Genomic DNA, 10,800 nt, shown 5'->3' with positions numbered 1-10,800 from the left:
TCAGCCTGGTAAATGCGTGTCGCCTGGTCTTGGGGTAGCCGTCTCGTCCACGTCCCCTGGCGTCCTCGCACAGCAAAAGGCCCCTGACCCGGTCAGACAGGTCAGAGGCCCAATAGGTGGCGGTGGTGGTGGGATTTGAACCCACGGATGAGTTGCCCCATCACACGCTTTCGAGGCGTGCGCCCTCGGCCACTAGGCGACACCACCGTCGACGAGCTTACCGGATCCGCCGAGTGCCGAAGAACTCCTTTAGTACCGCAGCGCACTCCTCGCCCAGCACACCCATGACGACCTCGGGGCGGTGGTTGAGCCTGCGGTCGCGGACCACGTCCCACAGTGACCCCACGGCCCCGGCCTTCTCGTCGACGGCCCCGTACACGATGCGGTCGACTCTGGCCAGCACCGCGGCCCCCGCGCACATCGTGCACGGCTCCAGCGTGACCACGAGCGTGCAGCCGCTCAGCCGCCACCCCCCGAGCGACCGGGCGGCCTGCTGGAGCGCCAGAACCTCCGCGTGCGCGGTCGGATCGGCGGAAGACTCACGGGAGTTGCCGGCGGACGCGAGCACCTCGCCCCCCGGGCCGAGCACGACCGCGCCGACGGGGACCTCGCCCCGGGCGCCGGCCGCGGCGGCCTCGGACAGGGCCAGGCGCATCGCGTCGGCGTGGTTCACCGCAACCGGTCGAGCTCGTCGGCGAAGGACAGCCGCTCGGCGATCACCGAGAGGATGTCGGCCGGCAGCACGCCTTCTTCCATGGACAGCTCCAGCAGCTCTTCCGAGCCCACGCCCAGGTCGCTGAGCAGGTCGAAGTCGCCGGACGGCTTGACGCCCAGCCCGTTGCCGTCCTTGTCGGGCGCCACCCCGGCGAACTCCGCGAACAGCTCGCCGAGTCTGTCCGACATGATGGCGTGCGCGTCGGAGAGGAACACCCGCGGCTCGTCGTCACCGCGGTAGCGGACGATGGCGAACCACTCGTCCTCCACCTCGACGCAGAGCAGGGCGAGTTCGTCGCCGGACAGGCCGAGGGCCTCGGTCACCGCGTCGCCGAAGTCGTCGACGATCTCGGCGTCACCGAGATCGACCTCGGCGCCGCTCCAACCGCCGGAGATCTTGACGAAGGCCGCAGAGAAGGTGTTGGACGCCATGTCCGTGCTCCAGGGGTCAGCCGAAGACCGATTCGATGGCCCGCTCGAACGGCTCGGAGAAGCCGAGTCGCGCGGCGATGCTGGAGAGTACGTCTTCCGGGAGGAGTTCGATGTCGCCGGAGAGTATGCCCAGCTCCATCTCGTCGAGTCCCAGGTCCGCGAAGATGGACAGATCGCCGGCCGGGAGCACCGTGTCCTCGTCCTGGAGGATCTCGTCGAGCTCCTCCTCGTCGGGGATCGGCACGTCGAGGTAGTCGAGGACCTGCTCGGCCAGCGGGAAGTCCCAGGAGGCGGCGATGTCGGACAGGAAGACATCGACGCGATCACCCAGGACGCGCAGCGCCACGAAGAACTCGTCGCCCACGGCGACCAGGCCGATCGTGCCGCTCTCGCTCGGCTGCTGGCGCAGCGCCTTGATCAGCCCATGCAGATCGGTCGTCAGCGCGACCGGTAGCAGGCCGGCGTCCCAGCACTCGTCCTCGCGATAGACCACGATGGCGAAGTCGAGCGCATCTTCTTCTGTCATCGTCCACCCCACGACGTGGTCACTACGGGATCCAATCGTTCCAGACCCGGCCACCCCCCGTGGGCTGCTCCGACCAAATTGTGATCAAAACCCATGACGCGACGTGCCGGTTCGTTGCACACAAGATAGCGTTGTCCCTTATGGAAACCCTCGTCGTCGACCATCCTCTCGTAGCGCACAAGCTCACCACGCTGCGCGATGTCCGGACGGACTCGCCGACGTTCCGCCGGCTCGCGGACGAGCTGGTGACCCTGCTGGCGTACGAGGCGACGCGCGATGTGCGGGTCGTGGACGTGAGCGTGCAGACGCCGGTCGCCGAGGCCCATGGGGTGCGGCTGGCCAAGCCCTATCCGCTGGTCGTGCCCATCCTGCGGGCGGGTCTCGGCATGCTCGACGGCATGACCAGGCTGCTGCCCACGGCCGAGGTCGGTTTCCTGGGCATGATCCGCAATGAGTCGACGCTGCAGGCCGAGACCTACGCCACCCGGCTGCCCGATGACCTGTCCGGGCGCCAGTGCTACGTGGTCGACCCCATGCTGGCCACCGGCGGCACGCTGGCCGCGGCCGTGCGGTTCCTGTTCGACCGCGGGGCGGTGGACGTCACGGCGATCTGCCTGCTCGCGGCGCCCGAAGGGCTGGCGTACATGGACAAGGTGTTCGCCAACTCCGGCAAGCCGATCCGCGTCGTGACCGCCGCCCTCGACGAGCGGCTGAACGAGAACGGTTACATCGTTCCAGGTCTGGGTGACGCCGGAGATCGTTTGTACGGGGTGGTCTGACTCGTCACGCTGCGCACTCACTTCGTTACATACTGTTGTCTCGTGGGTATGAGGTGAGAGGAAGGCAACTTCCGCATGCGCGTGGGGGGAGCAGCGATGAGCGTTTTTCCGGCTACCGAGGTGTTGTCGTGAGCGACCACACCGAGGCGGAGCCAAGTCCGTACGCGGACGTGGAGACGGCACTCCGCGAGGAGTTCGCCGGCATCCACTCCGCGATCACCGTAACGCGCTGCGTCGAAGCGGCGCACTACGGCGCGCTGGAGGTCACGGGCTACGCCCATCCGAGTCTCGTCGAGCGGATCGCGCGCAAGCACCTTCACGTCCTGGCTCTCGTGGCCAGCGAACGCGGCTAAGCAAGATCAAAACTATCCCGTCAAGTTACCTTTACCCCGGCATTGGGGTGGGTAATGTAGAGAGCGGGTGGAGTAGGTAAGTGGTACGGAGGCGACAGTGCAGGTCAAAAAGGTCCTCACATACGGTGGTATGGCTTTTGTGGCGTACTACCTGTTCGCGCGACCAACCGATGCCGCGGACGCGGTCAGAGGAGTGTTCGACAACGTGATCAACGCGGCCGACTCACTGGCCCAATTTGTGAACAACCTCGCATGAGACTTGTGACCCACGGGGACTCTGCTCCGGCGTCGGTCAACCGCTACCTTCTCCCCCACGAACAACAGGTCATCATGGTACGGCGTCACCCAGCCGTGCTGCTTCGCCCGGTCGCCGAAGTCTTCGGCGGCCTCATCATCGCCGGGTTGCTCAGCAAGATTTTCGGCGGCGAGGGGAGCAGCACGGCCCTCGTCGTCGTCTGGTGGCTCTGGCTTCTGCTCTTGATCCGCTTTGTTTGGAAAGTCGCGGAGTGGTCGGTCGACTACTTTGTGGTTACCTCAAAGCGGATGTTGCTCACCACAGGCCTCATCACGCGCAAAGTCGCGATGATGCCATTGGGCAAGGTCACCGACATGAGCTTCCAAAGATCTCTCCTTGGGCGCATGCTCGGTTACGGTGAGTTCATCCTTGAATCCGCTGGTCAGGATCAGGCACTGTCAACAGTCGAGTACATTCCGTATCCGGAGACTCTGTACCTCGAAGTGTGCCAGATGCTTTTCCCCAGCAAGGACGACAGCGACGATTAATCCTGCCGTGGGGAATTCTTCACGTGGGGATACCCGATTGCGCCACTTCATGCAATCATTGCGGAGTGTTGACCCTTCCCCGCCTTGAGAGATGAGATGCCGAGTCAGGGAACCATCGGTGACCGCGTCCGAGGACTGCGGCTAAACAGGCGGATGTCACAGGCCCAACTGGCCGGACCCGACCTGTCTGACAGTTATGTCTCGCTCATCGAGTCGGGCAAGCGGACTCCGACTCCGGTTGTAGCAAGACTCCTGGCCGAGCGCCTGGGGTGCACCACCGAGTTCCTCCTGCATGGGATCGAGCCTCGGCAGCGCATCGATACCGAGCTCGGTCTGCGCCACGCTGAGCTGGAGCTACAGCATGGCGACCCCGTCCTCGCGGCCGACCGCTTCACGGAGATCGTGAAGGCGGCCGACGAGGAGAACGCACTGCTGACCGCGCACGCCCGCCTCGGCAGGGCCCGTGCCCTCGAAGCGCAAGGACGGCTCGGCCAGGCGGTCGAGGCGTTCGAGCGGCTGCGCAGGGAGGCGGCGGCCCATCCTGAGCGGCTGGCCGACCTGCCGCTCACCGTCGCGCTGAGCCGCTGCTACCAGCGGGCGGGCGACCGCCTGAGGGCCCGCGACCTGGCCGCGCACGCGCTGGAGCAGGCGGAGCGGCTGGCCGTCACGCAAGGCGAGATCGCCATCGACCTGGCCGCCGCGCTGGTAGAGGTGCGCAGCGGACGCGAGGGCGACTCTCCCGAGCTCGGATTCGTGCGGCGGGTGCTCGACGCCAGCGGCGTGCCTGAGATTGTGGACCGTTCCGCTGAGATCCACGCCCTCTGGCAGGCCAGTGTGGCCGCGGCCGGTGGCGAGGACTCCGCACTGGCCGTACGCCTGGCCGACGACGCGATCATGGCGGGCCGGCCGACCAGGCTCACGCTGCAGCTGGCCCGCGTGGCCATGCACTGGGCCAGGCTCGACTCCGCGCCGATCGCCGAAGCCGACCGGTGGGCCGAAGCGGCGACTCGCGTGTTCGCGAGCACCGCGGGCAGCACGCAGGAGCACGGCGAGAGCCTCATCGCGCACGCCAGGGTCAAGCTGCGGGCGCGCGACGCCGTGCGAGCGGGCGAGCTGGCCACCTCGGCGCTCGACCTGGTGCACGACGCCCCGGGCACGGCACCGGCCGAGGCCCACCTCGTGCTCGCCACCGTCGCGCTCGCCCTGGACGCCGACGCGTCGAGGTCTCTCGGCGAGGCTCGGCAGCTGCTCGAGACGCTCAACCGTCCGGTGTTCGGCTCCGACAGGCAGGCCGCACGCTGCTGGCGAGAGCTGGGCGACCTCTACGGCAGCTCCGGGGACAAGGCCCAGCAGACCAGCGCCTATCGCAGGGCGTTGGAGGCCGCCGGAGTCCATTCCGCACTGGCAGGGGTGAAGATCGACGTTTCAGTGAACCGCTAACCCTCCGGGAGCTCCAGATTTGGTTTTTGAGTCTGGAATAATTAGGGTCTACCAGTCATTGACTCATGGGATGACTGGCACCCCGGAGGAGGCGGACTGTGAGTCTGCGTACGGCTCAGCGAGCTTCGCTCGTCGACCAGGTGATCGATCAGCTCAAGGAGCAGATCACCTCAGGGTTGTGGCAGATGAACGGCAAGATCCCAACTGAGACGGTGCTCGCGGAGCAGCTCGGAGTGGGACGCAACACCGTTCGCGAGGCCGTACGCGCGCTTACACACGCCGGGCTACTGGAGTGCCGCCAGGGTGACGGGACCTATGTCCGCGCCACCAGCGAGCTCTCCGGCGCCATGCTGAGGCGTCTGCGCCAGGCAGAGCAGCTGGAGATCCTCGAGGTGCGCCGCGCACTGGAGGTCGAATCTGCTCGCCTGGCCGCCACCAGGCGCACCGACGAGGACATCCTGCGCATCGAGGCCGCCCTGGCCGAGCGCGACCGCGCCTGGGAGCTGGACGACCCGGACGCCTTCGTCGAGGCCGACCTGGCCTTCCACATGTCCGTGGCGCATGCCACGCACAACCTCGTGCTGATCGACCTCTATGAGGACTTCTCGGCGGCGCTGCGGGCCAGCATCACGGCCGCGGGCACGTCGCTGAACAAGAGCTACATCCCGCACGACGCCATCGCGCGCGCCATCTCCTCGGGCGACGCCACCGCCGCCGAGCGCGCCGGGCATGCCTGCATGGAGCACATTCTCATCGCGCTCACCGAGGGCGAATAACCCGCAAGGGTCACCCGAGGCGCAGCGACATCACCAAGTAGCGGAAGCTGGGCTGCCCGTCGCCAGGAACATCCTGGATCAGGGCGGCCCTCGTCGGTGACTCCATGTTGAGACGGGCCAGGTCGGTCTCTATGCCGGTCAGGCCGTCGAGGAGGAACTGCGACTGGAAGGCGATCTGGATGTCGTCGCCGCGCAGCTCGCACTCGACCACCTCGGAGCCGCGGCCGATGTCGCCGCCGCCGGCCTGGATGCGTACGTGGCCCTGGCTGAACGACAGCCGGATCGCGGTGTTGCGCTCGGCCACCAGCGCCACCCGCTTGATGGCGTTGACGAACGCCGTCACCGGCACGTCGGCCCTGATCGACCAGTCGGCGGTCAGCCTGGCGCGGTAGTCGATGAACTGCTCGTCGAGCAGGCGGACCGTGGTGCTGCGGCCGACGCTCTCGAAGCCCGCCACACCGTCGCCCAGCGCCACCGCCACCTCGCCGCCGCGCAGCGTCTTGGCCACGTCGACCAGCACACGCGCGGGCACCATGGCCGACACCGCGACGTCGGGCGTGGCCGGGCGCCAGGTGAGGTCGCGGGCCGCGATGCGGTAGCGGTCGGTGGCCGCCATCGTGACCGACTCGCCCTCGATGTCGACCCTGATGCCGGTGAGCATCGGCAGCGTGTCGTCGCGGCTGGAGGCGGGCGCGACCTGGCCCACGGCCGAGGCGAAGACGCCGCCGCCGATGGCGCCGATGCTCGGCGGCATCGTGGGCATGGTCGGGAAGTCTTCGACAGGCATCGTGATCAGGCCGAACTCGGCGCTGCCACAGGTCAGGACCGCCTCCTGGCCCTCGGTGACGATCTCGACATCGTCGGCGGGCAGGCTGCGGCTGATCTCCGCGAGCAGGCGGCCGGGGATGAGCACCTGGCCCTGCTCGGCCACGTCGGCGTCGATCCTGGCCTGGGCCGAGACGTCGTAGTCGAACGCGGACAGGCTCAGCTCCTCGTCGGCGCCCAGCAGCAGGCCCGAGAGCACGGGCACCACAGGGCGGCTGGGCAGCACCCTGGCGGCCCACGCCACCGCGTCTGCCAGAACATCGCGGTTTACCCGGATTTTCACCTGACCCACCCTTTCGTGTTGCTGCCTCCTATGAAAGGTAGCCGGTGCCACCGACAATGCGACTATCTGCTGTTGAGGTAGGCGAGCACCGCCAGGACCCGGCGATTGTCGTCGTCAGAAGGCGCCAGACCCAGCTTGGCGAAGATGCCGGCCGTGTGCTTGGCCACCGCGCTCTCGCTGAGGTAGAGCCGCTGAGAGATGGCGGCGTTGGAGCGCCCTTCGGCCATCGCCTCCAGCACCTCCCGCTCACGTGGCGTGAGGGCGGCCAGCGGCTCGTTCCTGGCGTTGCTGGCCAGCAGCTTGGCGATCACGTCGGGGTCCATCGCGGTGCCGCCCTGGGCGACCCGGCGTACGGCGTCGATGAACTGCTCGGCGTTGAACACCCGGTCCTTGAGCAGGTAGCCGATCGCGCCGGACCCGTCGGCGAGCAGCTCACGCGCGTACAGCTGCTCGACGTGCTGCGACAGCACCAGGATCGGCAGGCCGGGCACCTGCTGACGGGCTGCCAGCGCGGCCTGCAGGCCCTCGTCGGTGAAGGTGGGCGGCAGCCGTACGTCCACGATCGAGACGTCGGGGCGCAGCTCGATCAGCCCCTTGAGCAGCTCGGGCCCGCTCTCCACGGCGGCCACGACCGTGAAGCCGTGCGCCTGGAGCAGGTGGACCAGGCCGTCTCTGAGCAGGTAGAGGTCTTCGGCGACGAGAACACGGTTCATCTGCTGAACCATAGACGGCGCGGCGTCGCCTCCGCCCACCAGCGATCCCTGTTGTGGCAGGCCGGGAGCAGAGTGGCCGTCAGGTACATGGCGCAGCCGAGCGCGATCATGAACAGGATGACCGGCCACTGCCACGGCTCTGGCATGTACAACGCGAGGAACCAGGCCTTCTCCGGGATGCCGAAGACCTTGAAGATGCCCGCCACGATGCCCTGGGGGAACAGCGGGCACCAGGAGGTCAGCCAGAGCGTGACCACCAGGGCGGCCTTCCAGCGCGGCAGCTTGGGCAGGCTGCCCGCCCAGTGATTCGGCAGGACCTTGGGCATGCTCATGGTCACCGTGGTCGGTCCCCCGGGCGGGCTGTGCACCGCGAGCACCCCGTCGAAGGCCGCCAGCCGCCGCTCTATGCCCATGAGGCCGCTGCCCTTGCCGGGGTCGGCGCCGCCCATGCCGTCGTCGATCACGGAGATCCGCAGGTCGGAGCCGTTGCCGCTGACGTCGACGGTGGCCGTGGCGGCCCCGCCGTGCCTGGCGGCGTTGGACAGCAGCTCGCTGACCGCGAAGTAGGCGGCGGCCTCCACCGGCGGCTCCGGGCGGTGCGGCAGATCGACGTCCACGTTCACCCGGAGCGGGCTGTCGATGGCCAGGGCGCGCACGGCGTCGGCGAGCCCGCGCTCGGCCAGCACCGGCGGGTGGATGCCGCGGATGACGGTACGCAGCTCGGTCAGCGTCTCCGAGGACGCCTCCTTGGCCTTGGACAGCAGCGCCTTGGCCGCGGCCGGGTCGGTGTCGACGAGCTGCTCGACCGCGCCGAGCGTCATGCCGATCGCCACCAGCCGCGCCTGCGTGCCGTCATGCAGGTCGCGCTCGATCCTGCGCATCTCCGCGGACTGGGTGTCGGCCGCCAGGTTGCGTACCCGCTGGAGGTGGTTGACCTGCCCCGCCAGGCGGCTGGCCGCGGTCGCGGACAGCACCAGCTCGCACCACATGCCGTAGACGCGCAGCCCGCGGTCGGGCAGCAGCAGGAGCAGGGGCAGCAGGCCCAGCTTGACCACCGGGTCCAGGACCAGCCAGACGCAGTCACGCCAGGTCGCCGGGTCGGAGACCAGCCACTTCCACCTGTCGTTCCAGGCCGGCACCCGCGGCGACTTGTACAGCGTGCGGTGCGAGCGGTACATCCCGTCGGCCTGCCGCTGCGGGGGCGGCGGCTTGGGCAGGTACGGCGAGTCGATCCGGACTCCCAACCACTCCCCGACCAACCGTCTCCTGCGCTCCGCCACCTGCCTGGCCAGCCGCACCTGCAGCGGGAAGAGGGGGACCACGCCGAGGCCGAAGGTCAGGACGAGCAGGCAGAAGGAGACGACGGCGGTGGGCACCTCGACGAGGATCAGCGCCAGCAACGCCGCGACCTGGACGTACCTTCTCAGCATGCTCCCAGTGTGCGCGATCCACGGCATCGCGCATATTGCAGCTAGATACACCTTCGCCGGGTACCCAGCCCGATTCTCCGCGAGAGCCGGAATTCCTAGCGTCTAAGGCATGAAAGTCATCGAGGTCAGGAACCTCCACAAGCGGTACCCGAACCACGTGGCGGTGGATGACGTGTCGTTCGAGGTGTCGGATGGCGAGATCTTCGGCATCCTCGGCCCGAACGGCGCCGGCAAGACCACGACCGTCGAGTGCGTCGCGGGGTTGCGCACTCCCGATCGTGGCACCGTACGCGTGACCGGGATCGACCCTCAGCAGGACAGGGACGCGTTGCGGCGCGTCCTCGGCGCGCAGCTGCAGAGTGCCGCGCTGCCCGACAAGCTCAAGGTGTGGGAGGCGCTGGATCTCTACGCCTCCTTCTATCCGGACCCGGCCGACTGGTCCGAGCTGATCGAGCGCGTCGGGCTCGGCGGCAAGCGGGAAGAGCGCTTCGGCGAGCTCTCCGGTGGCCAGCGGCAGCGCCTGTCCATCGCGCTGGCGTTGGTGGGCCGGCCACGGGTCGCGGTGCTCGACGAGCTCACCACCGGCCTCGACCCGCAGGCCCGCAGGGACACCTGGCAGCTGGTCGAGCAGGTACGCGACTCCGGCGTGACGGTCGTGCTCGTCACCCACTTCATGGAGGAGGCCGAGCGGCTCTGCGACCGCGTCGCGCTCATCGACGAGGGCCGGGTCGTCGCCACCGACACACCCGCGGGGTTGATCGCCCAGGTGGGCGGGGCGCAGCGGCTGCGGTTCCGGCCGACCGCGCCCTTCTCCGACGACCTCCTGCTGGCCCTGCCCGAGGTGAGCGAGGTCGCCAGGAGCGGCGAGCAGGTCGTGGTGACGGGCACCGGCGACCTCGCCACCTCCGTCATGCTGACGCTCGCCCGGCATGAGGTCGTCCCCGCCGACCTGCGCATCGAGCAGGCCACGCTCGACGACGCGTTCCTCGCACTGACCGGAAGGAAACTGTCATGAAGAAGATCCTCCTCGTCGAGACCAAGCTGCATCTGCGGCAGTGGCCCACGATGGTCTTCACCATCGGCCTGCCGCTCGCCCTGCTGCTGGCGCTCGGCAGCATTCCCGACCTGTCCGCGCCCGATCCGGCGATGGGCGGCCAGCGGTTCATCGACACCCAACTGCCGGCCCAGATGACCTTGCTCGCGGTGCTGACGCTCGCCTGCACGGTGCTGCCGGCCGTCCTGGTCACCTATCGCGAGCAGGGGGTGCTCAGGCGGATGTCGACGACGCCCGTTCCGCCGGGGCGGCTCCTGGCCGCCCAGCTCATCATCAACCTGGCCATCGGCACCGTGTCCGTCGTCCTCCTGGTGGTGGTCGGGAACCTGGTGCGCGGCGTCGCGATACCCAAGCAGCTCCCCGGTTTCACGCTGGTGTTCCTGCTCGGCTCGGCCGCGCTGCTGGCTCTGGGGCTGGTGATCGCCTCGGTCGCGCCGTCGGGGAAGTCGGCGCCGGGGATCGGGTCGGTGGTGATGTTCCCGCTGATGTTCGTGGCGGGCATGTGGATTCCGCGTGAGGTCATGCCGGACGCGCTGCGGGTGGTGAGCGACTATTCGGTGGCGGGGCCGTTCGCCCAGGCGTTGCGCGACACCTGGGCGGGCCACGCGCCGCAGCCGCTGCACCTCGTCGTCATGGCGGCCGGGCTGCTGGTCTTCGGCGGGATCGCGATCCGGTTGTTCCGCTGGGAGTAG

General features: G+C 68.5%; 14 protein-coding genes and 1 tRNA gene. 8 read left to right on the top strand and 7 right to left on the bottom strand.

Annotated features, from left to right (window positions below):
• Positions 1-117: 117 nt before the first annotated feature.
• The 4 genes from AB0B64_RS12375 to AB0B64_RS12360 form a co-directional block, all read right to left on the bottom strand.
• Positions 118-207 (bottom strand) — tRNA-Ser (locus AB0B64_RS12375).
• A 10-nt stretch (positions 208-217) separates the two neighbouring features.
• Positions 218-673 (bottom strand): tRNA adenosine(34) deaminase TadA, encoded by a 456-nt coding sequence (gene tadA / locus AB0B64_RS12370; RefSeq protein WP_357938069.1) that lies wholly within the window; start codon positions 671-673, stop codon positions 218-220.
• Positions 670-1,146 carry a tRNA adenosine deaminase-associated protein gene (locus AB0B64_RS12365; RefSeq protein WP_357938072.1) on the bottom strand — a complete coding sequence of 159 codons (477 nt, stop codon included), beginning with the start codon at positions 1,144-1,146 and terminating at the stop codon, positions 670-672. The genes tadA and AB0B64_RS12365 overlap by 4 nt, the downstream gene beginning before the upstream one ends.
• Positions 1,147-1,162: 16 nt before the next feature.
• Positions 1,163-1,672, bottom strand: a complete 510-nt coding sequence (locus AB0B64_RS12360; RefSeq protein ID WP_358176779.1) for a tRNA adenosine deaminase-associated protein — start codon at positions 1,670-1,672, stop codon at positions 1,163-1,165.
• A gap of 140 nt (positions 1,673-1,812) precedes the next feature.
• Here AB0B64_RS12360 and upp point away from each other — a divergent pair, with 140 nt between their 5' ends.
• The 6 genes from upp (at position 1,813) to AB0B64_RS12330 (ending at position 5,803) form a co-directional block, all read left to right on the top strand.
• Positions 1,813-2,451, top strand: coding sequence for a uracil phosphoribosyltransferase (upp, locus tag AB0B64_RS12355; protein ID WP_357938075.1), 639 nt, complete (start codon positions 1,813-1,815; stop codon positions 2,449-2,451).
• Positions 2,452-2,579: 128 nt separating this feature from the next.
• Positions 2,580-2,804 carry a hypothetical protein gene (locus tag AB0B64_RS12350; RefSeq protein WP_357655252.1) on the top strand — a complete coding sequence of 75 codons (225 nt, stop codon included), beginning with the start codon at positions 2,580-2,582 and terminating at the stop codon, positions 2,802-2,804.
• Positions 2,805-2,901: 97 nt separating this feature from the next.
• Positions 2,902-3,060, top strand: coding sequence for a hypothetical protein (locus tag AB0B64_RS12345; protein WP_225300975.1), 159 nt, complete (start codon positions 2,902-2,904; stop codon positions 3,058-3,060).
• A complete protein-coding gene (locus tag AB0B64_RS12340) occupies positions 3,057-3,587 on the top strand; it encodes a PH domain-containing protein (protein WP_225300974.1) in 531 nt (176 codons plus the stop codon). Before AB0B64_RS12345 ends, AB0B64_RS12340 begins: the two co-directional genes overlap by 4 nt.
• 96 nt (positions 3,588-3,683) lie before the next feature.
• Entirely contained in the window at positions 3,684-5,027 is a 1,344-nt protein-coding gene (locus AB0B64_RS12335) for a helix-turn-helix transcriptional regulator (protein WP_357938077.1), read from the top strand.
• Between the two features lie 98 nt (positions 5,028-5,125).
• Positions 5,126-5,803, top strand: coding sequence for a FadR/GntR family transcriptional regulator (locus AB0B64_RS12330; RefSeq protein ID WP_225300972.1), 678 nt, complete (start codon positions 5,126-5,128; stop codon positions 5,801-5,803).
• A gap of 10 nt (positions 5,804-5,813) precedes the next feature.
• Here the strand turns inward: AB0B64_RS12330 and dnaN are convergent, their stop codons facing one another.
• The 3 genes from dnaN to AB0B64_RS12315 form a co-directional block, all read right to left on the bottom strand.
• Positions 5,814-6,911: a DNA polymerase III subunit beta gene (gene dnaN / locus AB0B64_RS12325; RefSeq protein ID WP_357938081.1), complete on the bottom strand. Its 1,098-nt coding sequence runs from the start codon at positions 6,909-6,911 to the stop codon at positions 5,814-5,816.
• A gap of 62 nt (positions 6,912-6,973) precedes the next feature.
• Entirely contained in the window at positions 6,974-7,624 is a 651-nt protein-coding gene (locus AB0B64_RS12320; RefSeq protein ID WP_225300970.1) for a response regulator transcription factor, read from the bottom strand.
• Positions 7,621-9,054 carry a histidine kinase gene (locus AB0B64_RS12315; RefSeq protein WP_357938083.1) on the bottom strand — a complete coding sequence of 478 codons (1,434 nt, stop codon included), beginning with the start codon at positions 9,052-9,054 and terminating at the stop codon, positions 7,621-7,623. Before AB0B64_RS12315 ends, AB0B64_RS12320 begins: the two co-directional genes overlap by 4 nt.
• 109 nt (positions 9,055-9,163) lie before the next feature.
• On the opposite strand from AB0B64_RS12315, the gene AB0B64_RS12310 reads away from it, so the two are divergent.
• Both AB0B64_RS12310 and AB0B64_RS12305 read left to right on the top strand, forming a co-directional pair.
• On the top strand, positions 9,164-10,069 hold the full coding sequence (locus AB0B64_RS12310; RefSeq protein WP_357938085.1) for an ABC transporter ATP-binding protein: 906 nt from the start codon (positions 9,164-9,166) through the stop codon (positions 10,067-10,069).
• On the top strand, positions 10,066-10,800 hold the full coding sequence (locus AB0B64_RS12305) for an ABC transporter permease (RefSeq protein ID WP_357938087.1): 735 nt from the start codon (positions 10,066-10,068) through the stop codon (positions 10,798-10,800). The genes AB0B64_RS12310 and AB0B64_RS12305 overlap by 4 nt, the downstream gene beginning before the upstream one ends.

Source organism: Nonomuraea sp. NPDC049129 (genome assembly GCF_040648495.1).
GTDB lineage: Bacteria > Actinomycetota > Actinomycetes > Streptosporangiales > Streptosporangiaceae > Nonomuraea.
Note: the sequence above shows the minus strand (reverse complement) of the source record. Positions and strands in the feature narration are given on the sequence as shown.